16 protein-coding genes and 7 pseudogenes are annotated in these 23,486 nt (G+C 58.7%); 15 read left to right on the forward strand and 8 right to left on the reverse strand.

The window, feature by feature from the left end; all coding sequences use genetic code 11:
• Positions 1-173 precede the first annotated feature (173 nt).
• A complete protein-coding gene (locus EYW47_RS20380) occupies positions 174-1,082 on the reverse strand; it encodes a LysR family transcriptional regulator (RefSeq protein ID WP_133196645.1) in 909 nt (302 codons plus the stop codon).
• 100 nt (positions 1,083-1,182) lie between these two features.
• Here EYW47_RS20380 and budA point away from each other — a divergent pair, with 100 nt between their 5' ends.
• The 3 genes from budA to EYW47_RS20395 all read left to right on the forward strand — a co-directional run bounded on the left by budA (position 1,183) and on the right by EYW47_RS20395 (position 4,835).
• A complete protein-coding gene (gene budA, locus EYW47_RS20385) occupies positions 1,183-1,971 on the forward strand; it encodes an acetolactate decarboxylase (RefSeq protein WP_133196646.1) in 789 nt (262 codons plus the stop codon).
• Between the two features lie 61 nt (positions 1,972-2,032).
• Entirely contained in the window at positions 2,033-3,718 is a 1,686-nt protein-coding gene (gene alsS / locus EYW47_RS20390) for an acetolactate synthase AlsS (RefSeq protein ID WP_133196647.1), read from the forward strand.
• Positions 3,719-3,923: 205 nt separating this feature from the next.
• A complete protein-coding gene (locus tag EYW47_RS20395; RefSeq protein ID WP_133196648.1) occupies positions 3,924-4,835 on the forward strand; it encodes a LysR family transcriptional regulator in 912 nt (303 codons plus the stop codon).
• A gap of 46 nt (positions 4,836-4,881) precedes the next feature.
• Here EYW47_RS20395 and EYW47_RS20400 read toward each other — a convergent pair whose 3' ends face one another.
• Positions 4,882-5,337: an FKBP-type peptidyl-prolyl cis-trans isomerase gene (locus tag EYW47_RS20400; RefSeq protein ID WP_133196649.1), complete on the reverse strand. Its 456-nt coding sequence runs from the start codon at positions 5,335-5,337 to the stop codon at positions 4,882-4,884.
• 12 nt (positions 5,338-5,349) lie between these two features.
• A complete protein-coding gene (locus EYW47_RS20405; protein WP_133196650.1) occupies positions 5,350-6,660 on the reverse strand; it encodes a bifunctional folylpolyglutamate synthase/dihydrofolate synthase in 1,311 nt (436 codons plus the stop codon).
• Between the two features lie 113 nt (positions 6,661-6,773).
• On the opposite strand from EYW47_RS20405, the pseudogene EYW47_RS41935 reads away from it, so the two are divergent.
• The 3 genes and pseudogenes from EYW47_RS41935 to EYW47_RS20415 all read left to right on the forward strand — a co-directional run.
• Positions 6,774-6,934 (forward strand): annotated as a pseudogene (locus EYW47_RS41935) (IS3 family transposase); the annotation flags it as partial.
• Between the two features lie 360 nt (positions 6,935-7,294).
• Positions 7,295-8,290 (forward strand): FUSC family protein, encoded by a 996-nt coding sequence (locus tag EYW47_RS20410; RefSeq protein WP_165976627.1) that lies wholly within the window; start codon positions 7,295-7,297, stop codon positions 8,288-8,290.
• Between the two features lie 3 nt (positions 8,291-8,293).
• Positions 8,294-8,553, forward strand: a pseudogene (locus EYW47_RS20415) (DUF4148 domain-containing protein).
• Positions 8,554-9,231: 678 nt separating this feature from the next.
• Here EYW47_RS20415 and EYW47_RS20425 read toward each other — a convergent pair.
• The 5 genes and pseudogenes from EYW47_RS20425 to glaH form a co-directional block, all read right to left on the reverse strand.
• Positions 9,232-9,525, reverse strand: a pseudogene (locus tag EYW47_RS20425) (PDDEXK nuclease domain-containing protein); the annotation flags it as partial.
• A 161-nt stretch (positions 9,526-9,686) separates the two neighbouring features.
• Positions 9,687-11,729, reverse strand: a complete 2,043-nt coding sequence (locus EYW47_RS20430; RefSeq protein WP_165976628.1) for an ATP-binding protein — start codon at positions 11,727-11,729, stop codon at positions 9,687-9,689.
• 16 nt (positions 11,730-11,745) lie between these two features.
• A pseudogene (locus tag EYW47_RS20435) lies at positions 11,746-11,928 on the reverse strand (FUSC family protein); the annotation flags it as partial.
• A gap of 149 nt (positions 11,929-12,077) precedes the next feature.
• Positions 12,078-13,379: an L-2-hydroxyglutarate oxidase gene (gene lhgO, locus EYW47_RS20440; RefSeq protein ID WP_133196655.1), complete on the reverse strand. Its 1,302-nt coding sequence runs from the start codon at positions 13,377-13,379 to the stop codon at positions 12,078-12,080.
• A pseudogene (glaH, locus tag EYW47_RS20445) lies at positions 13,376-14,173 on the reverse strand (glutarate dioxygenase GlaH). The gene lhgO and the pseudogene glaH overlap by 4 nt, the downstream one beginning before the upstream one ends.
• A gap of 240 nt (positions 14,174-14,413) precedes the next feature.
• Here glaH and EYW47_RS20450 point away from each other — a divergent pair.
• The 9 genes and pseudogenes from EYW47_RS20450 to EYW47_RS20490 all read left to right on the forward strand — a co-directional run.
• A complete protein-coding gene (locus EYW47_RS20450; RefSeq protein WP_133196656.1) occupies positions 14,414-15,334 on the forward strand; it encodes a LysR family transcriptional regulator in 921 nt (306 codons plus the stop codon).
• A gap of 60 nt (positions 15,335-15,394) precedes the next feature.
• Positions 15,395-15,559 (forward strand): annotated as a pseudogene (locus EYW47_RS41940) (ISNCY family transposase); the annotation flags it as partial.
• Between the two features lie 233 nt (positions 15,560-15,792).
• Positions 15,793-16,722, forward strand: a complete 930-nt coding sequence (locus EYW47_RS20460) for a LysR family transcriptional regulator (protein WP_133196658.1) — start codon at positions 15,793-15,795, stop codon at positions 16,720-16,722.
• 206 nt (positions 16,723-16,928) lie between these two features.
• A complete protein-coding gene (locus EYW47_RS20465; RefSeq protein WP_133196659.1) occupies positions 16,929-17,900 on the forward strand; it encodes an SMP-30/gluconolactonase/LRE family protein in 972 nt (323 codons plus the stop codon).
• 42 nt (positions 17,901-17,942) lie between these two features.
• The gene (locus EYW47_RS20470; protein ID WP_240763819.1) at positions 17,943-18,881 is read left to right on the forward strand and encodes a hydroxymethylglutaryl-CoA lyase; all 939 of its coding nucleotides are present in this window, start codon (positions 17,943-17,945) and stop codon (positions 18,879-18,881) included.
• Entirely contained in the window at positions 18,878-19,915 is a 1,038-nt protein-coding gene (locus EYW47_RS20475; protein WP_133196661.1) for a 2-hydroxyacid dehydrogenase, read from the forward strand. Before EYW47_RS20470 ends, EYW47_RS20475 begins: the two co-directional genes overlap by 4 nt.
• Positions 19,916-19,920: 5 nt before the next feature.
• The gene (locus EYW47_RS20480; protein ID WP_133196662.1) at positions 19,921-21,135 is read left to right on the forward strand and encodes a CaiB/BaiF CoA transferase family protein; all 1,215 of its coding nucleotides are present in this window, start codon (positions 19,921-19,923) and stop codon (positions 21,133-21,135) included.
• A gap of 53 nt (positions 21,136-21,188) precedes the next feature.
• A complete protein-coding gene (locus tag EYW47_RS20485; protein ID WP_133196663.1) occupies positions 21,189-22,487 on the forward strand; it encodes an MFS transporter in 1,299 nt (432 codons plus the stop codon).
• Positions 22,488-22,907: 420 nt separating this feature from the next.
• A pseudogene (locus tag EYW47_RS20490) lies at positions 22,908-23,471 on the forward strand (electron transfer flavoprotein subunit alpha/FixB family protein); the annotation flags it as partial.
• Between the last annotated feature and the right edge of the window lie 15 nt (positions 23,472-23,486).

The raw sequence follows: 23,486 nt of genomic DNA on the forward strand, positions 1-23,486 counted from the left end.
GGTTAAATCGCACCGGCCGTGAATCGGGTGATTTGATGCGCCCTGTTGCTGAATGGCACGGGACACAGTATCCGGCAGGGCGAGCCGAAGGCCAATATATCGAGCGTGGCTACTTCGATATCATTTGGTGCATAACAGGCTGATTTCTTACACCTTTCATACGCCGGCAGACTTCATGCGTCACCGTGGTGGCGATCTTTGCTCGCGCGCCGTGCGACTTCCATGAAATCGCGAACCACCTTCGAGAACTCCGTCGAACGACAGGCAATCGCGATTTGCGCCCTCGGTGCTGGCCCTTCGATCGCGTGGTACGTCACGCCCGTTGCCGCCAGCTGGCGGATCGAATGCGGGACAATCGAGACGCCGAAACCCGCCGCAACCATGCTCACAGCCGATGCAACCTGAGTCGACTCTTGCCCGAGCTGCGGGCTGAATCCGGCGCGCTGGCAAGCGGATATCACTTCGTCATACAGAACGGGGGCGATAGAACGCGGGAACATGATCAACGTCTCTTGAGCCAGCGAGTGGAGCTGGATGCCTGTTCGACCCGCCAACCTGTGTTTCGGTGGCAATACGATCACCATCTCTTCATCGAAGAGTTCTTCGACCTGCACACGTTCCGACTCGTGCGCCGCTTGTCTGATGATCGCCACGTCGATGCGTTCGTCCAGCAAGTCCTCGATCAACGCCGCGACGTTGCTCTCTGAAGGCGACAGCCGAACATCGGGATGCGTGTCACGGTACGTGCGAACGATCTCTGCGATGACCGGATGAAAGACGACCGAGCTTGCGAAGCCGACCCGGATGTGGCCCGTCTGCCCCCGTGCCGCGCTCTGTGCGCGGGTTTTCGCCAGCTCGACGTGATCGACGATGCGTCTTGCGTCTTCGTAGAGGACACGACCGGCATCGGTCAGCTCGATCCCGCGCGTCAAGCGGCGAAACAACAGGGCGCCGATCTCGTGCTCCAGCTTGCGAATCTGTTGACTAAGCGGCGGCTGGGCCATCCCCAGCCGCTCGGCGGCGCGAGTGAAGTGCAGTTCTTCGGCTACGACCACGAAGTACTTCAGATGACGAAGTTCCATATCTATCTCGTCTCAAAGAGGACTGTGTTCGGTATTAGACGTACATGTTCCGGCGAAACATACTGTGACGGTGCCAACACCATTGCAGGAAACCCGAAACATGAAGGACACAGATGTCTGTTCTTGCGTACATGAGATTGCAAGATCATTTTCGCGCCTGAGGGAAAGAGAAGCCGAACACGAACTGGCCGAGATCTATCAGACGTCGTTGATGAGCGCATTGATCGATGGCGTGTACGACGGCAGCATGAGCATTGCTGAATTGCTCGAGCATGGCGACTTCGGCCTTGGAACATTCAATGATCTCGATGGGGAACTCGTCGCCTTCGACAGCGAAGTTCATCAACTGCGTGAGGATGGAAGCGCGCGCGTTGCGTCGATGGACCAGAGGACGCCGTTCGCGGTCGTGACGCAATTTCGCCCGACGATGCGAGGGGAACTGACGACAGCGCTTGACAAGCGCGACGTGCAGGACCTCATCGACGAACTGGTCAGGTCGCCGAATCTCTTTTGCGCCTTTCGCATCGACGGTCGTTTCGAACGCGTCGAGACGCGCACGGTGCCGCGTCAGACGAAGCCGTACCGACCCATGCTTCAGGCGATCGAGCGGCAGCCGGTTTTCGAGTTCAGGGAGACCACGGGTACGCTGGTCGGATTTCGTTGCCCGCCATACGTGCAGGGCATCAACGTGGCTGGCTTCCACGTCCACTACATTACCGACGATCGCCGCGGCGGTGGGCATGTCCTCGACTATCGCCTGCTCGAAGGCAAGCTCGAGATTGCGAAGATCTCGAAGCTTCGCATCGATCTGCCTCGAACCGAGAGTTTTCAGCAGGCCACGCTGCACTCCGAGGAAATGAGCCAGGCAATCGAGGCTGCCGAGGGTTAATGGACCGGTTGACGAATCGGCTGGTCGACACATGGGTAATTGAAGATTTGCGGAGTTGGAAATGTTGAAAAGAGAAAGCGACGCCGAAACGGCGTGGAAATGCGGCGCGGATCTGGTGGTCCGCAACCTCGAAGCACACGGCGTGCAGCAGGTCTTTGGGATTCCTGGCGCCAAGGTGGATCGGGTATTCGATTCCTTGGTGGACTCGTCGATCGAGACAGTCGTGGTTCGGCACGAGGCGAACGCGGCATTCATGGCGGCGGCCGTCGGCCGGTTGACGGGCAAGGCGGGTGTTGCGCTCGTCACCTCGGGACCTGGCGTCTCGAACCTCACTACGGGCCTTGTCACGGCGACTTCGGAAGGCGACGCGATGGTCGCGATCGGTGGCGCCGTTCCACTCGATGACCGGCTCAAGCAGGTCCACCAGACGATGGACAGCGTCAGCCTGTTCAAGCCCATTACAAAGTTCAGCGCGGAGGTGGTGACATCGACGAGCATTTCGGAAGTGCTGTCGAATGCTTTCCGCGCTGCCGAGTGTCCTCGTCCCGGCGCAGCATTCGTCAGCCTTCCGATGGACATCGTCAACGCTCCGGCAACGGGCGACGTGTTGACCAATCTTCCCTCGCCGGAATTCGGGCCCGCCGCAGCCGACAGCATCCGCGCGGCTGCGGAATTGCTCAAGGAGGCGCGCACGCCGGTTCTGCTGCTAGGCATGCTCGCCAGCGCGCCGGAGAATGCAGAGGCCGTCCGCAATTTCATCGAGAAGACTGGCGTGGCCGCCGTCGGTACTTTTCAGGCGGCGGGGGCCGTTGGCGTAGCGCAATTCGGGAAATTCGCAGGACGGGTCGGCCTGTGGAACAACCAGCCCGGCGATCGGCTGCTCGATCAGGCCGATGTCGTGGTGACGATCGGCTATAACCCGGTCGAATACGAGCCGCCGAAGTGGAACAAGCATGTGCGGCGCACCCTGATTCACGTCGATGCGGTGCCGGCCGACGTCGATCGTTACTACCGGCCGGAGGTGGAACTTGTCGGCAACATTGCGAAGACGCTCGACCTGCTTGCCTCTGAAGCGGGCGCTTTGAGTTGTTCGCCGGAAGCGAACGGCATCCTCGTGACGCTCGCGACGGCGCGTCCGGAGCTGGCCAACCGGTCTGCGGCGCTGGGCGGCTCGCCGATTCATCCGTTGCGTATCGTGCGCGAATTGCAGGACGTGGTTGGGCCCGATACGACGATGTGTGTCGACATGGGCAGCTTCCACATCTGGATTGCGCGTTACCTGTACAGCTTCCGTGCGCGGCAGCTGCTGATTACCAATGGGCAGCAGACGATGGGTGTGGCGCTGCCATGGGCGATCGCGGCATCGCTCGTGCGTCCGGGCGAGAAAGTCATCTCGGTGTCGGGCGACGGGAGCTTCATGCAATCGAGCATGGAGCTGGAGACCGCTGTTCGCCTCAAGGCCAACATCGTCCATGTGATCTGGGTCGACAACATGTACAACATGGTCGAGATTCAGGAGGTCCAGAAGTACAAGCGGCGCTCGGGCGTCGAGTTTGGGCCGATCGACTTCAAGGCCTATGCGCAATCGTTCGGTGCGGCGGGATTTGCAGTCGAGTCGGCCGAGCAGCTCCGATCGGTGTTGCGCGAAGCGATGGCCGTCGAGGGGCCCGCGGTGGTCGCTATTCCCGTCGATTACTCGCACAACCCGGCGCTCATGGCGCCGTTGACGGCGGGTCGTCTGGTCTGACGCCGAGCTAGTGGCGTATTGAATCGAGTCGCGCTGCGGCCCGGACGACGTGTGAACGATGCCGGGCCGAATCACGTTAGAGGCATTGCTGGGCACGGGTGTTAGCCGGTGGCTGAAATAAGCAGTATCTAGCGGTGCGGACTAAAGTCCAATATATTGGCGGTAGCGACTTCGATATCGTCCAGTGAATAACAGGGTGACCTGCATGGAGCTTCGACATCTGCGCTATTTCGTCGTAGTGGCTGAGGAACGGCACTTCACCCGGGCTGCGGAGCGGCTCGGTATCGGGCAGCCACCTTTGAGCCTGCAGATTCAGCGACTCGAACGCGAGATCGGCGCACAGTTGTTTCGCCGTCTGTCGCGTGGCGTCGAACTGACCGAGGCGGGCGAGCTGTTGTTCGAGAATGCACGTCAGGTTCTGGCCCTGGTCGATCGCACTTGTGCGGACGTGCAACGCCTCGCTCGTGGCGAGATGGGGCACCTGCGAGTCGGGTTTGCAGGGGCGACTTACTTCCATTCGCTGGTGCCCGCCATCATTCGCGAATACCGTGGCCAGCATCCCGACGTCACGGTATCGCCGGAGCAAAGCAATACGCCATCGCTGGTGGACGGCCTGCTGGAAGGCCGCGTCGATGTGGCGTTTATCCGGCCACCTATCCTGAGCGCCGACGAGCTGGAAGTCGAGCTGCTGGTCAAGGAGGACATGGTGGTCGTGCTGCCGCATACCCACCCTCTGGCGCGGGCGGGCGCGCCAGTACCCCTGAATGCGCTCGCAGTGGAGACCTTCATCCTGTTCCCGCGAACGGTCGGCGCCGGACTTTACGATGCCGTTACGGGCGCGTGCGAACGGGCCGGTTTCATGCCGAGGCTTGGTCAGGAAGCGCCGCAAATCACCTCAATCGTCCCGATGGTGGGAGCCGGCTTTGGTGTTTCGATCGTGCCGCGCTCAACCAGCCAGATCCGGACTGACGAAGTGGTCTATCTGCCGATTTCGGGTGATGCACCCACGGCGCCTATTAGTCTCGCTTGGCGGCGCCATGATCAGTCGCCAGTGGTTCGCCGCTTTCTAACGGTCACCCGCCGTATGGCGAAGGACTGGAGAAAGGCACACCGGTAAGGCACGATCCCGGGTTCGGCGAGCGTCGTATCTGCCGTGCCGGCTACTACAGAACCCCGATGATTTTCACTTCGAACGCCAGCGCCTGGCCGGCGAGCGGATGATTGAAATCGAACAGGGCGGAGGTTTCGTTGACTTCCTTGAGTACCCCCGCGTAGCGTCCGCCGCCCGGCGCGTTGAATTCGACGAGATCGCCCGGCGAAAAATCCTCGCCGCTCATGCTGTTTTCATGCAGCGTCGCAAGCGACACCCGCTGGATCAGATCTGGATTGCGCGGGCCGAACGCCCGCTCCGGAGGAAGCTGGAAAGTGGCGTGGTGGCCGACAATCAATCCAAGCAGCGCATCTTCCAGCAGAGGCGCCAGTTGACCGGCGCCAAGCAGCAGTGTCGCCGGCTTGTCGGTGAAGGTGTTGATGACTTCGGTGCCGTTTGCAAGCGAAAGCCTGTAATGAAGCGTGACATGCGAGCCGGATTTCACTTTGGAGGTGTCGATGATGTTCATGCTTGAGCCTGTTCAGGATTGTTGCGATTCACGGGATGCCATCACGCCGGCTACCGTCTGGAAACTGCCGAAGACGACGATCCGGTCATTCTCCGTCGCGCGTTTCAGGGCATCTTGCCAGGCTTGAGCCGGTGACGCGAAGCGCGTGACGCTGCTATCCGCGCCGTCGGTCAAACCGGTCTCGCGCAGCACAGCCTCTACGGCTTGAGCGGAAGCCGCGCGCGGAGTCGGCAGATCGGCCACGCACCAGTGGTCGACTTCGTCTTTCATGCATCCGATGACGCGAGCCATGTCGATGTCCTGCATGCAGCCAAATACCGCGTACGTGTACGGAAAGTAGCCCATGTTTCCGAGGTTCTGCTTGAGCGCGGCAGCCGCGAGCGGGTTATGGGCGACGTCGAGCACGACTAGAGGTTTGCCTGGCAGTACCTGGAAACGGCCAGGGAGTTCGACGTTTGCCAGACCGAGGCGGATGTCCTGAGCCGAGACGGGCAAACGGTCCCGCAGCGCCTCGAGCGCCGCGAGTGCGGCCGACGTATTGATCAACTGGTTCGCGCCGCGCAATGCCGGATAGGCCAGCGCCGCGCGTCGCAAGGTGCGGCCGGCGTAGGTCCATTGCTGTCGCTCGCTCCCCGCTTGCCCTTCGTAGCGGAAATCGCGGCCAAATTGCCACAGATCAGCGCCGATTTGCGTGGCGTGATCGATCAACGTTCGAGGCGGCACAGGGTCGGCGCAGATCGCCGGCTTGCCCTGACGGAAGATACCGGCCTGCTCGAAGGCGATCTTCTCGCGTGTGTCGTCGTGGGATTCGGTGTGGCCGGCGTCGATGCTCGTGATGATCGAGCAGTCGGCGTCGACGACATTGACCACGTCGAGACGCCCGCCGTGGGCTGCCTCGAGAATGACCGCGTCCAGCCGACGTGACGCGAATAGATGCATGATCGCCAGCGTCGTGAATTCCGGGTAAGTCAACGGAACCGGTTCGGTCAGGCTCAGACGCGCCGCCTCGACCGCCTCGAAATGCGGTCGCAGTTCGGCATCGCTCGCAATTGCGCCGTTTACCCGCACCCGTTCATTGAAGCTCAGCAAATGCGGGGAAGTATGGCAACCGACGCGGTAACCTGCGCGCAGCAGAATCGTTTCGAGGATGGCGCAGGTAGAGCCTTTGCCGTTGGTTCCGGCAACTGTGATTACTGGACAGTCAAAGGAGAGTCGTAGCGTGCCGTGTACCTGGCGGATCCGCTGCAGACTCGTGTCGATGCTGACTGGATGAGCGGATTCGAGGTGCGTGACCCAGGCGTCGAGAGTGGGGAGCGCGGTCATGGGATGAGTTGATGCCTGCTGTTGTCATGGATGTTGGGAGTATCTGGCGATTCGGAGGAAAGGCCAATGTATTGCCGGTCGTGTTTTCGATATCTTTTGGTGAATAACGGCGCCGGTATCGCTGGATCAACAGCGCGAGCATCTACAAATGGCGCTCGAAATGCGGAGGCATGGGCGCGGCGCTGATGTCCCGGATGAAGGAGCCTGCGCGACGCTCAGGAAGATGGACGCAGATGAGCGACTGAGGGCAGGGATGGGGCGTGAGGCGTTTGCCTGTTGGCGCTCCAAAAACATCCGAACCCAATCCGTCCCTCAACACCTGCGAAAGGTCGCTACGCGGAGTACACGCTCTCGGCAACCCAGGTTGACCAACTCCGACGGCACCAGTCCATGGTGCATCCACGTCATTCACCAAATGATATCGAAGTCGCTATTGTTCGTGCATTGCATGTATACCGACGAAATCTGATACTGCGCGGTAGTGCTGCCCGACGCAGTAGCTCACGAACACTTTTTGTTGCGAGTTCGTTAGCGAACCGTGAGATCCAGATCGTCCGGGCGGGAGTTTCTACGAAAGCGTGTTCGTCAACGCGAAATTGTCAACTATATGTTCAGGGATCTAATCAATACCTCGATGCTGTCGCGCGGTGGCTTATTGCTTGCACCGATTTTTATTGTGGGGCTGATATCAGGCGATCCAATCTGGTTTCGGGCAGAGATAGTCACAGTCTCCGTCTTTATCGCCGCGGAACGCTCGCGCCTCACCCCGGTTGGCGTGTTGCTGCATACGCTCGTAATAGGGTTGGGCGTTCTGGCCATGACCCTGTCGTTTGAACGACCACAGACTTTCGTGATGGCGTCGGTGCTGCTAGCCATCGCGTGCGTGGCGATCACGTCCGTAGGACCCTCTATGCGCTGGACCGGAACCTTTACGTTCATTCCGGTCCTCTACATCGCATGCGCAACCGCCAATAGTGCCAACGGTCATCGTTTGGGGCAGATAGGTCTTGAGGTCATTCCGTATGTTTTCTGCTCCGCGATTCCCGGTATCCTTGCTTCGAGTGCTTTTCATCTTAAGAAGCATTCGGCGAGTAACGGGCCCGCCGGTGGGTGGCTCATCCTTCGGCAGGTTACCGAGCCGTGCGCTCCTGGACTCTTCGAAGGCATTGTTGCCGCTGCCTTGGCCGTAGGTGTGGCGGCGTCGCTTGTCGAATGGCAAGGCGTTCAATACGCCCAATGGTTAGTGTGGTCGGCAGCCAGCGTTGTCACAGGCGACATCGTGACTGCGCGCACGAAATGGAAGGACCGAATGATCGGTGCAATTGTCGGAGTGCCTTCGGGGATGTTGATCGGAATCTGCATGCCCCACTCGTCAGTGCTCTTTGATGTGGTAATAACCGCTAGCGCGTTGACGCTCGTCGCGTTCAACCGATATGTCGTTGCGTTCGGTACGAGATGCGCGCTGCATGCAGTCGCGATCATTGTTTCCGGGCACGCTTTCCTTATGGCTGATTGCCGGGCGATTAATGTCGTCGTTGGTAGCGTAATCGGTATTGTCTTTGTTCTAGGAACCCATGTGATCGCTGGCAAGCTCAGAGTCAAAGGTACTGACGTCGGTGTGGGGTCGTGACGTATTGAGACCATTTCATTGCGTTTGCACTTTCTCTCGTTGTTGCCGGTTGCCTCGTTCGCACAGTCGAACGGTCCTGTTACCCGCGCACAGGTGCGCACGGAACTTGTTCAGCTAGGGAAGGCGGGCTACCACGTCGGTGATGGTAAGCACACAACTTACCCGCGAGAAATTCAAGCAGCCGAGGGACGGTGGCCGAGCAGCAAGTCGCTGAAAACGGTGGCTATGGCAGTTCTTTGAGCGGCTCATCGGACGCCGGATAATCGCGCGAAGTTCGTCTCTCGACGTACTCAGCTCCAATCTACAACTATCGCTAAGCAGAACCCTATTCAGTGCGGCACAAGTCGCCGCCAGACAAGCCTGACCACATATGAAAAGGATTACATATGAATCGCAAACATAGAACTGACGCTCAGCGCAAGAGGCTGGGCTTGAGCGCACACGAGGTAGGCGCACTCATGCTACTCGACCATGCACCGGTTGAGTCCAGGATGAACCTCGACTTTCGCGCACTCCTCGACGCCGGTCTCGCGGAATCGGTTGTTCGCGATTCAGGAATATCCAGATTCGCAATTACACGGAATGGGAAAGAAGTTCTACTGCTCTTGCGGTCAATAGTTACAGAGCGAGGCATGCCCGGCCAGCATGTCTCTGGGTACGTCTGACTCTGTCTTCGATGGCGGAACACCTGACTCACCTTGCGGAACAGCTCCTTCGCCTGTCCAATCCCAATCATCAAATTCTGTTCTAGTAGTGAAAAACAACCAGTAGTACAAAACATATATTTGATGACCGCATCCTGCCATTCGATCGCAATAGGTTCGTGACGCTATTCTCTCAAGTCGTTTCAGATTATTCCTTCGCGGGAAGATCGCGAAAATCATCATAGGCGGCGCACAGCGTATGCGCTGTATGAGCACCATGATGTCGGACGCCTGCTAACGGTTCTTTTCCTTGCACAGCAGCAGGCCAATTGTCGGCTGGTCTTCGTGCGCCTTGACCTGCGCGTCGATCGCGGACAGGTAGAAGTTTAGCTGGCCCGCGTATTCGGGCTTGAACGGCGTTGTTTTCAGTTCGACGACGACATAGCAACGCAGCTTGAGATGGTAGAAAAGCAGATCGACGAAAAACTCGTCACCGCCGACCTCCAGCCGGTACTGGCGCCCCACGAACGCGAACCCGGCGCCCAGTTCGAGGAGGAAGCGCGTGATGGGGGTATCGTACGTTTTGTGCAATTTCTGGCGGTTATATCCGGAAAATCTTTATCTATCAATGAGTTGCCTCACTCGCTGAGAAAGGCGAATAGCGAACCACCGGAGCCTTGCTGGGTGAGGCTCCGCGCTTGGCCACCGTCAGATTTAGCACGATTCGAACGATTACCCCGGTTAAGCGTCGTTCATTGCAGAGAATCGAGCAGGGCTTGTGAGTCCCTCCAGTCGACCGACGCGCTGCCGTCCGGGATTCGTGACAGGACATCCTGCAACAGTGTCCGGGCTTCATCGCCGCGAGCCCGATGGGCCAGCCGTTCCGCGAGGTCGACGGCAACGCGCAGTTCCCATCCGTACGCGCCGCAGGCTTTCGCATGCTCGAGGGCGTTGCTCAGGCGACGTTCCGCCTGCGCCGCATCAGTCGGCGCGTCATTCTTCATCGTGACAGCGCCAATGCGCATGAACTCTGGAGCCGCCCAATGGCGTCGCGGAGCTGGCCCAGCCTTGTGGGCAACGGCGCTCAAAATAGCACGTGAATGGCGGTCCAGGCGTTCGTCGTCAACGAGGTCGACAAGTATGGGCGTGTAGTGAAAATCGAAGCACGTACGCTCGAGCGCTGCGACCAGCGCGCTCGTGCGGTCGGCGGTTAGCGTCGACGGCTCGTTTCGGGCGATGGCCCAGAATTCGAACAGTTCTCCATAGGTTTTCCAGAACTGGAGGCCATGGCGTGTGGCGGTCTCGATGAGCGTGCGTGCCGATACTTGAACCTTCGCGAAATCCCGATTGAGCATGGCCGTCATGCACAGCCCTTCGGCGAGGACGCAGCAAAGCGTGCACGCATGATCGAGCTTGCTCGCCTGTTCGACCGCGAGCTGAGCAGTGGCCATGGCCTGGCCGCTATGGCCCTGCAGCCACAGGATGCGCGATAGAAAGGCCAGTCCCGCGGCATGCTGACCGAGGCCGAAACGAAAGGGCGCATGCGGTGGATGGTGCTCGTGCCAATGAAGCGACACTTCGATCAACTCGCGGGCGGCGGTCTGATCGCCGCCGGCATGAAGCGAGACCCCGACGATTCGTCGGGCTACGGTGACAGCCTCAATGTCGTGCGCCGCGTTGGCCGCGTCGAGCTTGGCGTTCGCCTCTTCCAGCGCCATCTCGTGGTTGCCGGTTCGCAGTCCGTAGAGCCACAGACCGTAGCGGGCCTGCAGTTCGATTTCGCGGTTGCCCATCGTATGGGCAAGCGTCAGTGCACGCTCCCATGCGATTCCGGTCTCCGGAATGGGACCGCGCGCCCAGGTCAGCGACGCACCCAGCGCGGCGCGTAGTGACATTTCGTGCCGTGCGTCCACTCCGCTGGGGTGGTCGAGCGCAAGCGAGACCCAATGCCGGCAGTCTTCGAGCATCGAGAACTCCACCCAGAAAGGGATCGCCGTAACCAGGAGTTCAATGCCGAATTCGCGCGATTCCACCTTGCCCAGTGTCCGCGACAACACGCTTCGGATGTCGTTGGCGTCATGCCGGTAAGCCGCGCGCCACTCCCAAGTCGGCATGCGCTTCCAGTCGGCGAGCGCCTGCTGGCTGCACTCGAGAAACCAGGCCGCATGGCGGCTCAATACGGGGCCCGACTCTTCACTGGCACAGAGCTGCTCCCGGGCGTACTCACGAAGCGTCTCGAGCAGGCGGTAACAGGCGAGGCGTCCAGTAAAATCGGTTTGCAGGAGCGATTTTTCCACGAGACTGGAGAGCAAGTCCGCGCTCTGCCAATGATCGCCGCCGCATCCCGCGACAGCGTGCGCCGCCTCGATCGTGAATGTGGACGCGAACGTAGAGAGGCCATAGAGGAACCGCCGCTCGTCGTCGTTCAGAAGGCTCACGCTCCAGGTCACCGTGGCCCGCAGGGTCTGGTGCCGCTGCGGCGCATTGCGGCGGCCGCCCGTCAACATCCGGAAGCGATCTGTGAGGCCAGCAAGGACGCCTTGAATGTCAAGCGTTGGAACGCGCGCCGCCGCCAACTCGATGGCCAGCGGCATGCCATCGAGCTGCCTGCAGATCGAGGCGACGGCAACGGCCTCGCTGTCGTCGCAACTGAACGCGTGCATATGCGCCGTTACCCGTTCGAGGAAAAGCTGCACGGCCGGGTACGCCTGCATTGTCGCTTTCGTCAGGGCGTCAGCGGGCGGTGTCGGGAGCGGCGCCAGACGGAACACATACTCCCCCTCGGCATTGAGCACTTGTTGACTCGTAGCGAGCCGCTACGGCTCCCAACGCGGTTCCCATGATCCGATACTGGCTCTTTGACAGGCTCATGCCACGGCTGCTTTGGGCCACGACCCAAACAGTAATGGCGGCCCATTTCGGGTCGTCGAGATTCATGCGCATCGCAATGTAGAGCGCGATGAGGGACGCGAGTGCGGTGCGCACGGCAAAGCCAAAGCCAAAGCCGCTCCATGAGAGACCGGATATGGGGAAAGGCACAATCGACTTCATGTTATATGCACTCCGAAATTGATCGGAAACTCCCAGACTGCAGATGCTCGACAGTCCAGGTAGACAGCGCAGTGTGCTGAAGTGAAGTGACTTCAGGCCGGGTGGGATGGAGCTTCCGACGGATCGATTGCGCTCACGCCGGGCTTGCCGCTAAAAACAAGCGACGGTGAGGCCGCGAAATGTTTTTCGAATTGCTCGACGAGGTAGGCTCCAATTGGCAGAGCGGACGTCGCTGCGGGCGAGGGCGCATTGCATACGTGAAGACTGCGTCGAGACGAACGGATCAGAAAGTCATGCACCATCGTGCCGTCGGACATGATGGCCTGAGCACGCACGCCTGCCGGATGAGGGTTAAGGTCGCAGAGTTCCAGTTCCGGACAGTACTTTTGGCACAGTTCCAGATACCCCTTCCTCCAGATCGAATTGCGAGCTTCCGCGAGGCCCGATACGCGATGCTTTCGCAGCATCTTCCAGAAGCCGCCGAACGAAGCGATCGATGCGAGATCGCCCAGGTTCACATCGCGCCAGCGGTAACCCTCACGCGCGAGCGCCAGGACCGCATTCGGCCCGACCGTCACATAGCCGCCAATCATACGGGTGAGGTGTACCCCAAGAAACGGCAATTCAGGATCGGGAACCGGATAAATCAGGTGCTTAACGATATCGTTCTTCGACGCGGGCAGGCGGAAATACTCGCCTCGAAACGGCACAATGCGAAAGTCCAGTTCGATGTTGCACATGCTCGCGAGCCGGTCCGCCATCAGACCGGTGCAGGCAATGGCAAACCGTGCACGGTAACTGCCGTGGGGTGTCTCCGCGGTAACGCCGTTTGCGTCTTCATGCAGCGCCTCGACCCGTCGATCGAGCAGAATCTGGGTCCCGCCGTTTTGCGCCAGACGTGCCATTGCAGCCGTCATCGATGGATAGTCGGCGATTCCACTTGCCGCAACGCGAATCGCAGCCCGGCCGACGATGCGAGGCTCGATTTTGCGCAGCGCGGCTTCATCCAGCAACTGCGGATCAAGGTGGTTTTGCCTGCAACGGGTGTAGAGCGCGTTCAGCCGCTCGACCTCGATATCGTTGGTCGCAACGATGAGCTTGCCGCATTGTTCGACGGGCACGCCATGCCGGCGCGCAAATTCGTAAGTTGCTGCGGCCCCCCGTCGGCAGAACTCCGCCCTCAGATTACCCGGGGCATAGTACACGCCGGCATGGATCATTCCGCTATTGTGCCCGGACTGATGTGCTGCGAGCGTTGGCTCTTTTTCGAGGAGGAGACCGCTGATGCCCGGGTAGCGCCTGGTCAACTGCATGGCGGTCGATACACCGACAATGCCGCCTCCTATGATCGAAACGTCGGCATCGTAGCCGCGTGAACGGTCGATCGTGTTCATTTTGCAAACGTCCCGCGCTGACGCATCAATTCGCGATGGAGTTCAGGGTGCTTTTCGAACGCCGCTCTTCCATGCAGCCAGAAATAGTTGTTGAGGACTACGAGATCACCGACGGGTAGCGCGACTTCGCGCGTACCGGGCGACGCTTCCATGGACGCGGAGAGTTAATACAGATAGCGAGCTTCATCGCCGCAGCGCGGTTGAGCGAACTGATCGATAAACGATATCGCGAGGCCGAACTCGCTTTGGGAAAATACGGGCCTCTCCAAGGTGTAACCGACGTTCTTCGAACCTGGCGCCTTGTAAAGAAAGGGGCGCGTGCCGAGGGGGTGGTCGAGAAACGCATCGCGCTCGTCCCAGTCGTCGATATGAAGAAATCGCGATTCCCCGCCAACCGCGTTTTGCTCCGCGAACTTCATCATGAGCAGCCACTCAGTCGCTTCGTCGACGAACGTCCCGTCGGTGTGCATCGTGAAAAGCCGGTACGCCTGGCGAAGATAGGTGTCGCTGGCGTCCGTATCCTTCACGAGAAAACGCGCGTAGAACGTGCCCGACATGGCGTCGTGGTTCGCCGGGCCGAGCAGATGGGCGACTGCGGTGCCGAACTTCACATAGTCGTCGCTGCCGTATGTGAGGTTCTGGACGCCAAGCGTGAATCCCCCGACAGCGCGGTCGCGTACAAGTTGACGTAACACCATTGCGGAGCCGCCGCCCACCGCTCGATCCAGCGAGTCGGCAAGCATGAATCGCACGAACGGCACAAATTCAAGGTTCTGGACATCGATGCCACGCACTTCCGAGAAGAATGTGGCAAGCGCGCTCGTGGCACTGTCACATGACGCAGGCGCGGATGATGGGGATGGGGCTCGATGGCGAACGTCCGCGTCGAGGCGATCGGGACGAGGTCAGGAGCGTGGTCGGTAAGGGCTTGCATTTGGGTGTCTCCGTAACAGGAAGTGCGTCTATTTGACACCCGTTATTTGATTGATAAAATACGCGTAAAGAGAACTTTTGTTCCGATTTTTGGATTAAAGATGATCGACAGCCGACAGCTTCAGTTGTTTGTAACGCTCGCTGAAGATCTCCACTTCGCACGTGCTGCCGATCGTCTGGACATCGGACAATCGGTGCTGAGCGGGCAGATCAAGAAGCTGGAGACCGATCTGGGCGTGCGACTGCTCAACCGCAACAAGCGGGCCGCGGTGACCTTGACGGATGCAGGCAAGACCTTCCTGGTCGAGGCCGTGGCTGCGCTTCGCCAGCTCGAGCGTGCCGATCGGGTCGGGCGGCTTGCGGCCAGAGGTGCAGCGGGACAGGTCGCGCTCAGCTACGTTGGCTCTACCGTGACTTCAGGGCTGCTTCCGCGGCTATTGAAGTCGTTCCGCCTGCGCTTCCCGGACGTACGCATGCAGATCGTGGCGATGGAGACACCAGTACAGCTGGAGCACCTCGCGGATGGCGCGGTCGACGTCGGTCTGTTGCAGGCCCGCGCGCGCTACCCGGATGGGATCACGGCGCGGGTGCTGCACAGTGAACAGCTGATGATTGCGGTCTCGGCCGACAGTTCGCTCGCGCACGCCAAGGCGCTCAAGGCGTCGCAATTGCGCGGCGTTGCCTTCATCGCTCCGCAATTCAACGAGGCGGTCGGTTTTGCTGAGCATCTGGTGAATCTTGGTCGCATAGGTGGGTTTGACGGCGAACCGGAGTTTCGCGTCAATGACTTCATGACTGCCGTGAGCATGGCTGCAGCCGGCTACGGGGTTGCGCTCGTACCGAAGTCGATAGAGGCATTTGCGCAGCCCGGCGTCAGGTTCAAGCCGTTGGTGGATTTCAAAGAAGAGGCGAAACTGGCGATCGCGTATCGGGAGCGCGAGCACTCGCCATGCGTTCGCGCGTTTATCGATTCGGCACTGTCGTCCGGGATATCGACTGCGAGCAAGGTCGATCAAAGTTGACGCAATCAAAATTGCAAGCGGGGTCATATGGCATGCTTTTTTGCGAAGTCTGATCGACTGAGCAACCGGGAGCTGTGCGTTGATCTGCGCGCGCGGGCCATGGCGCTGGTGCGCGAGCGTTATCCCGATTTCGGGCCGACGCTGGCCTGCGAGAAGCTGCGCGAATGCCACGGTATCCGCCAGGCGAAGGAGATGGTCAGGAAATTCGTGACGAACGCTGGCCTTTGAGTCCCGCGTCGACAGCGGCCACCTGATGACAAGGATTGTTTCAACGGCGGCTGAGTTGCTCGCTGCCCGACGCATCGCGACCAGGAGGCGACACTCGGCCGTCGCGACACGCGGACGGTGGACACATTGACTACTCGCCTGGACTCAGGGCGCGATGTGCAAAAAATCCGCGATCAGGGTGATCTGCCACAATTGACAGTTCCTCGTCCGTTGACGTTAACTGATCGGCCATGCTGATCAAGGCATCCAAAATGCATTCCATCCGTGAGCGCACTGACTTGTACTCGCTGCGTCTGTTTTTGGCGGTCGTTGATCTGGGTAGCATAGCCGAAGCTGGCCGGAGGAATTTCATTGCGCCAACAGCCGTAACCAAACGCGTACAGGAACTCGAAGAAGCGTTTGGGGTGCAGTTGCTGGTCCGCGGTTCTAAAGGCGTGTCGGCGACGGCGGCTGGCCAGGCATTGGCACGCCACGTGCGAGCGATGTCAAATCTCGACGAGCGCATGCGCTCCGAGCTAAACGACTATGCAGCTGGCGTACGAGGTCACGTCAAGCTATTCGCCAACCCGTCTGCGCTGGTCCAACACCTCGCCGACGAGATTCAGCACTTCATTCACACCTATCCCGACATTCGTGTGGACCTGGTCGAGGCGCTCAGCGAACAGGTGGTTCACGCGGTGCGTGACGGCAACGCAGATCTTGGTGTCTTCGCCGCACCCGTGCCTCTACCTGCGGAGATAGAGGTGTATCCGTACCGGCAAGATCATCTGGTCGCCGTTGTACCGCAAACGCATGAGCTCGCGTCGCGGCACCAGGTCGAATTTGTCGAGTTGCTTCAATATCCGATGATCGCTGTGCACGGTGCATCATCACTTGCTGCGCTTTTAGCCAGCGCGTCTGTAAGCGAGATTAAACCGACCTTCCGTGTCGCGACCAATGAGGTAGCGCGCTGGCTTGTATCGAAGGGATTAGGAATTACGGTGTTACCCGAGGGACTCGTAGCGCCATACAAGAACTGTCTTAATGTGGTTGGCGTGCCGATCAAAGACGCATTTGCGACCCGACACATTATGCTTTGCGTCCGAAGTGTCGAGTCGCTCTCCGCCTCCGCTCGCACCATGTTTGACGCGCTGAAGCAGGCGGGCGAACTCACCGGCTAAACCCCCAACGCCGCCCGCGGGAGCCAGTTCGCGCTCGTGACTCACGAGCGCGATGCTGCTCAACTGTTAGTTCTATGAGCGCGTAGGCTTTGCTATCGTCCTCCATAACAACTCGATCACAAAGATATTGGAGACGAGCAAATGTTGACATCCATCCCCTCGCGGCATGGGCCGCAGCACTTTAGCGTCTGCATTTGGAGTTCCAAATGGCAAGGCTAAGAGATTCGCTGCCGGCGGTAGGAAGTGGCCTCACACGACCTGAATCGGTATTGGCGATGGCCGACGGGCGCGTGTATTCGTGCGACAAGCGCTGCGGTGTGGTTCGCGTACTTCCTGCGCAAAGTGAAATGGTGCCATTGAACGCACCGATTGACCCGTTCATTCCCAACGGCATTGCGCTGCTTGAAGACGGTACCTTTCTCATTGCCAACATGGGCCCCCATGGCGGCGTGTGGCGAATGACGGGTCCCGGCACACTCGAGCCTTTCATCACAGAGCTTCACGGCAAGCCGCTTCATCCTACCAACTACGTAGAACTCGACCGACAAGGTCGACTTTGGTTCACCGTCTCTACGCTCCATGCGCCGCGCGAGAGTGCCTTCAGGCCAGGAATCGCAGACGGCTTCATCGTCCGGCACGAGAAAGGCCGCAGTGAAGTGGTTGCCGACGGCATTGGCTTTTGCAACGAAGGCCGCGTATCACCAGACGGCAAATTTTATTATATCAACGAGACGATCGCACGTCGTGTGACCCGCTTTCCCATTTTGTCGGACGGCAGTTTTGGCGAGCGCGAGACGGTAATTCAGTTCGGCGGCGACGGTATTTTTCCCGATGGCATGGGGTTTGACGCGCAAGGCGGCGTTTGGGTCGCGAGCGTGGTGAGCAATCGACTCGTGAGGGTAGCTGACGGGCTGGCAGAGATCATCGTAGAGGACTGCGATGACGAGGTCGTTGACTTGGTCGAGACCGCGTTCGCTGAGTCGCGTATGGGGCGAGAAGAGGTCGATGTTGGCCGACGTTGGTCACTCGGCAATTTATCGAGCGTTGCATTCGGCGGCGCTGATCTACGCACTTTGTATTTGGGCAGTCTCTTTCGCGATGGGTTGACGACACTGGATAGCCCATATCCAGGAGCTGCGCCCGTTCATTGGCACTTTGGCAAGACCGTTCTCGACTGAACAATTCACAGCGCGCGATCGTACATCCTCCAAGGAGTTGTTGTGAACCTGACTATTACCGAAGTCGGACTGCGCGACGGCATCCAAAGCGAAGCTCACTTCGTGCCGACTGCCGACAAGATCCGTTTAATTGACGCGCTATTCGCCGCCGGAGTGCGATCTATCGAGGCGACGTCGTTCGTATCACCGCATGCTGTGCCGCAAATGGCCGACGCGGAAGATGTTGTCCGTGGAGTACATAAACCGATTGGTACGCGTCTCTGTGCGCTCGCCCCGAACTCAAGGGGCGTTCATGCGGCCATCCGGGCTGGCGTCGACGATATTGTGGTGTTTCTGTCGGCGAGCGAGAGCCATAATCGAAAAAACTTGAATCGGTCGATCGATGCTTCACTCGCTGCCATCGAGGAGACCGTGGCGCTCGCCGTATCGGCTGGAGTGGGCGTTAAAGGCGCGATTGCTGTTGCATTTGGTTGCCCATTCGAAGGAGATGTCGAATCGTCGAGCGTGGTCAGGATCGCACGCGCGTTCACGGACGCTGGCGTGTCCCGTATAACGCTCGGCGATACAACGGGAATGGCATCGCCGGAAGTCGTAAAACGCGTGTGCGGTGAACTCAAAGATGCATTGCCAAACGTCGAGCCTGCTTTACATTTTCATAATACACGTGGAATGGCGCTCCTTAACGTTGCCGCAGGGCTTGGTCTGGGTATCAATACCTACGAATCAGCGCTGGGGGGCACCGGGGGTTGCCCTTTCGCGCCAGGCGCGACTGGCAATGTATGCACCGAAGATCTGGTCAACTTTCTGCACGAGAGCGGACACGAGACAGGCATTAACCTGGAGGCGTTGATTGATGCTTCGGTTGATCTCGAACGTGTGCTGGGCAGAACGCTACCAGGGCAAGTGATGCGCGCCGGCCCGCGATCGCGCCTTCACCCGCTGGATAGCGTTCGTACCGCTACTGCAAAGGTGACTATATGAGCACCGGCATTTCGAACGCGCGGCCGCGCCTCTTGATAACGCGACGATTGCCCGACACTGTACTTGCGCGGGCCCGGAATTATTTTGATACAACGGTGTGGCCCGAAGACAAGCCGATTGGCGCAAGCCTGACAACGCTCGCCCGCGGTTGCGATGCGCTGCTTGTTATGGTTACAGAGCGCATAGACGCAGAATGTCTCAGGGAGCTATCCCCAAATCTTAAGGCGCTTGCGACGTATTCGGCGGGTTACGACCACATCGATCTCCCAGCAGCAACGGCGGCGGGTATCCCGGTGTTTACAGCGCCCGATGCTCTCCATCACGCCGTTGCCGAAATTGCCCTGTATCTAATACTTGCAGCGGCGCGACGTACGCGAGTTGCCGAATCTGTCCTGCGCGAACGAACGTGGGGACCATTCTCGCCAGGTGCCATGCTAGGCGCTCAGCTTACCGGTAAGCGTCTTGGGATTTACGGGATGGGCGCTATTGGACGCGAAATAGCCACCAGGGCTCGCGCGTTCGGCATGCAGATTCACTACCATAACCGCAGCCGCCTTGGCGCAGACCAGGAATGCGGTGCCCAGTATCACGATAGTCTGGATAGTCTCCTGCCCGTCAGTGAAGTGTTCTGCGTGGCCGCACCCTCCACCGCCGAAACACGTCTTTCAATTGGTTACCCGCAGCTAAAGGCGCTACCTGCGGGCGCAATTCTCGTGAATATCGGTCGCGGCGACCTGATCGACGAACGGGCTTTGCTTGAATTAATAAAAACCGGTCACCTCGGCCCTGTCGGGCTCGACGTCTTTCAAAACGAACCGAATATCGACGAGCGGTGGCTGCAATTGCCAGATGCAGTGCTTCTGCCGCACATCGGAAGCGCAACCGTAGAGGCGAGGATCGCAACGGGATTGCGCGCCCTGGGCGCCCTCGAGCAGCACTTCGCGGGCGCACCTGCTACTAGTTGTCTGAATCCACAGGTCTACGACAGTCTGACTGCCCGAGCTGATCCCGCCCTGCCAAAACTGGAATCTTGATGACCATGAACGCGTTCGAGCAACTTCGTAAAAACGGAGCGCTAGCCGGTGTAAAGGTGTTGTCCCTGTCGCACGTAATTGCTGGTCCGATGGCTGCATCGATGTTAGGGGATTTCGGCGCCGATGTCGTCCATATCGAACAGCCAGGGAAGGGCGATCCAGCGCGTGAGATGGGCGATGACAAAGATGGCGTATATCTTTGGTGGAAAGTCGCCGGACGCAACAAGCGTTCGCTCACGCTGGATCTCAAAAGCGACAAAGGTCGCGAGATTGCGTCACGCCTCGCGCAATGGGCGGACGTAGTGATAACCAACATGAGGCCGAGTGCGCTTGAGCGCCTCGATCTGTCATGGGAGGCTCTACATAAATTGAACCCAAAGCTTGTATATCTACAGATTACAGGCTACGGGCGTGACGGCCCTCGCGCAAGCGACCCGGGATTCGGTAAAGCAGGAGAGGCGCAGTCCGGAGTTGTTTATGTAACTGGATTTCCGGACGGCCCGCCCATTCACACCGGATTTTCGCATGCGGACGCTGTGACGGGCTTGATGGGCGCATACGGAATCTTGCTTGCACTTTATCGGCGTAACACTGATCCGAGCTTCGATGGAGAACTGATCGACCTTGCCCTCTATGAGTCGCTGTTCCGACTGATCGAGTGGCAAGTGATTGGATACGATCAAATGGAGCGTGTCTATGAGCGATCGGGAAATCGGCCTCCGATGGCGCCGGCGGCGGTGGTTAATACATATCAATCCGCTGACGGTGACTGGATTACGGTGACCAGTGGTACCACGGCTTCAGTTAGCAAGATTGTACGATTGCTGGGGCTACCAGCAAGTGAATATTCCACGGCTCGACAGCAATCGGATGCAGCCAAATTTCTTGATGCCTCGCTGCGTGCGTGGGTTCGAGCGCGCAATACAGACGACGCATTGTCTGAACTTACAGGTGGCGATGTCGTGGGGTCGCGTATCTACAACGTCAAAGACATGCTGAATGACGAGGTGTTCAAATGGCGGCGCAGTATCGTAAGCATTGTTGATGATGAGTTGGGGCCCGTTCGCATGCAGGGTGTAATACCCCAACTGAAAAACCACGGCGGAGAAATTTGGCGAACGGGTGCGGAACTCGGTGCCGACAATGACCTGATTCTGCGTGAGTGGCTGGGCATGACCGATGATGATATCGCAGCACTGCGGGAAGAGAAGGTCATCTGATCGGTCATGGCGCCAACTACATCAAATATATCCAACCTGACACGAGTGGAGACATGACTGAAGACGATGTGCTGGTTACCCGAATCAAGCGGCGCATTCTGCCGCTCCTTCTTATCTGCGCGGTTGTTGCGTATCTGGATCGGGTCAACGTAAGCTTTGCCGCGGTCACGATGCTCGCCGATCGTGGGATCTCGATCGCCGCATACGGGCTTGGCGTCGGCCTGTTCTTTGCCGCCTATTTTCTCTTCGAACTGCCGTCAAACTTACTGCTCAACCGCTTCGGCGCACGTCAGTGGATCGCACGGATCATGTTCACGTGGGGTCTCCTGTCTGGTGCGATGGTTTTCGTACAGGGAGAAAGGAGTTTCTATGTTTTGCGCTTCCTGCTAGGCATCGCGGAAGCGGGATTTTTCCCCGGCATTATCTACTATCTGAACAGCTGGATACCACCACGCTACCGAGGCAGCGCTCTCGGATTGTTTATGATCTGTGTGCCATTGCCGACCGTCATAGGTGCGCCGCTATCGGGTTGGTTGCTGCAACTTGACGGATGGTTAGGAATGCACGGTTGGCAATGGATGTACATGATCGAGGCGGCACCGGCGCTGGTGCTTGCAGTGGTAGTTTTTTTTCAGCTACCGAACGGTCCGGGCGAAGCGCGTTGGCTCGATTCCGCGGACAGAAAACGACTTGGATTGCTGCTTGCAGATGAGTCGAGCGGTGCCCATCGTCAGCACCTGGGCGTCGGGGAGGTGCTTCGCGACCGTTCGATCTTGCTACTCTCACTCGCATATTTTGGCATCCTCGGTACGAACTATGGTTTGAGCTTCTTCATCCCGCAGATGATCAGATCGTTCGGGGTTAGCACTGTGCAAGTTGGTTACATTACCGCGCTCCCGTACCTTGCAGGCGCGCTAGCGATGGTGTTTTGGCCGCGGCATTCTGATCGCACTGGCGAGCGGTGGCTACATTGCGTGGTTGCCGTCGCACTGGCGAGCATTTGCATCATCGGTGCTGCTATGACTTCAAGTCCGGTGATCAAAGTGACGGCGCTCACCATTGCGGGTCTTGGAATTTTTGGGGCTGTTCCAGTCTTCTGGACGCTTCCGTCGTATTTCCTGAGAGGTCCTGCTGCAGCTCCAGGTATCGCGGTGATAAACTCAATTGGAAATCTCGCCGGCTTTTGTGGTCCATATATGATGGGGCTTACAGTCCAACGCACTGGCTCCTACCTGGTCGGAAGCACGATCATTGGTGTATTCGGCATGCTGTCGTTTATGACGCTGGTCGCGATGGCACGACGCCATGCGCGCGGGCCACAAGGCGCTCAGCTGCGACGAAGCGTGAGTTGAGTATCGATTTAGGTTCCGCCGTTTATTGCACAGTTCAACCAATGCGCCTGCTATTTATGTGCATTATTGTTTAGGTATACAAATAAATTAGGCGGACGATAAGCGAAAGTCTTAGCTAAGGTGCCTCTTACAGTTGTGGAGCTCATGCAAAGTAGGCAGGCAAATTTTGCCGTGAAACAATATCTTTCGAGGTTCGCAAGGAGACGAGGCGTGAAGATCGATCCGACCGTATCTGTTGTGACCGGGGGGGGGATCTGGGCTGGGAGCGGAAACCGCAAAAATGATAGTTCAACGGGGCGGCAGTGTCGTGATAGCTGAGCGCGTTGCCGGGAGCGTGATACCGGATGTGAATACGTTGGTCGAAAAACTCAAGGTAGAAGCAAGCGTGCTTTGTCCGCGCGTACGAAAGGGTCTGTACATATGCCGATTTTGGTAATTGCTGAACATGATAATGCGTCGTTGCGAACCACAACCTTCAACACGATATCGGCAGCGGCGGTGATTGCGGCCCTTTCCAGTCATGACATCCATGTTCTTGTTGCAGGCCACAACGCTCACGCAGCCGCTGAAGCCGCTGCCGAGGTAGCTGGTGTGGCGAAGGTCCTGCTCGCTGACGCGCCGCATCTTGTGGGTGGTCTCGCAGAAGATATCGAAAGCACTGTCCTCAAAATCGCGAGGGAGTATTCGCACATCCTTGCCCCAGCAACCGCTTATGGTAAGAACATCGCGCCGCGAATAGCGGAAAAGTTGGGCGTCGCCCAGATCAGTGACATTACGGCGGTGGAGAGTCCCGATACGTTTGAACGGCCAATGTACGCGGGCAACGCGGTAGGTATCGCTCAGTCGTCAGATGCTATCAAAGTAGTCACCGTTCGCACTTCGGCGTTCGACCCAGCGATGGCGGTGGGAGGAGCGGCATCAGTGTCGAAAATTGATGCGGGAGCGAGCTTTGGAAAGGTGCGATTCCTGAACCGTCAAATGACGTAGTTAGATGTCTAA

Source organism: Paraburkholderia silviterrae, assembly GCF_004353915.1.
Taxonomy (GTDB): Bacteria; Pseudomonadota; Gammaproteobacteria; order Burkholderiales; family Burkholderiaceae; genus Paraburkholderia; species Paraburkholderia silviterrae.

Coding starts and splice junctions, on each gene's coding strand:
- alsS (WP_133196647.1), top strand. CDS start 2,033: ATGTTGAAAAGAGAAAGCGACGCCGAAACGGCGTGGAAATGCGGCGCG.
- EYW47_RS20480 (WP_133196662.1), top strand. CDS start 19,921: ATGAACGCGTTCGAGCAACTTCGTAAAAACGGAGCGCTAGCCGGTGTA.
- EYW47_RS20410 (WP_165976627.1), top strand. CDS start 7,295: ATGCTGTCGCGCGGTGGCTTATTGCTTGCACCGATTTTTATTGTGGGG.
- EYW47_RS20400 (WP_133196649.1), bottom strand. CDS start 5,337: ATGAACATCATCGACACCTCCAAAGTGAAATCCGGCTCGCATGTCACG.
- EYW47_RS20395 (WP_133196648.1), top strand. CDS start 3,924: ATGGAGCTTCGACATCTGCGCTATTTCGTCGTAGTGGCTGAGGAACGG.
- EYW47_RS20475 (WP_133196661.1), top strand. CDS start 18,878: ATGAGCACCGGCATTTCGAACGCGCGGCCGCGCCTCTTGATAACGCGA.
- EYW47_RS20485 (WP_133196663.1), top strand. CDS start 21,189: ATGACTGAAGACGATGTGCTGGTTACCCGAATCAAGCGGCGCATTCTG.
- EYW47_RS20460 (WP_133196658.1), top strand. CDS start 15,793: ATGCTGATCAAGGCATCCAAAATGCATTCCATCCGTGAGCGCACTGAC.
- EYW47_RS20405 (WP_133196650.1), bottom strand. CDS start 6,660: ATGACCGCGCTCCCCACTCTCGACGCCTGGGTCACGCACCTCGAATCC.
- EYW47_RS20380 (WP_133196645.1), bottom strand. CDS start 1,082: ATGGAACTTCGTCATCTGAAGTACTTCGTGGTCGTAGCCGAAGAACTG.
- EYW47_RS20465 (WP_133196659.1), top strand. CDS start 16,929: ATGGCAAGGCTAAGAGATTCGCTGCCGGCGGTAGGAAGTGGCCTCACA.
- lhgO (WP_133196655.1), bottom strand. CDS start 13,379: ATGAACACGATCGACCGTTCACGCGGCTACGATGCCGACGTTTCGATC.
- EYW47_RS20450 (WP_133196656.1), top strand. CDS start 14,414: ATGATCGACAGCCGACAGCTTCAGTTGTTTGTAACGCTCGCTGAAGAT.
- budA (WP_133196646.1), top strand. CDS start 1,183: ATGAAGGACACAGATGTCTGTTCTTGCGTACATGAGATTGCAAGATCA.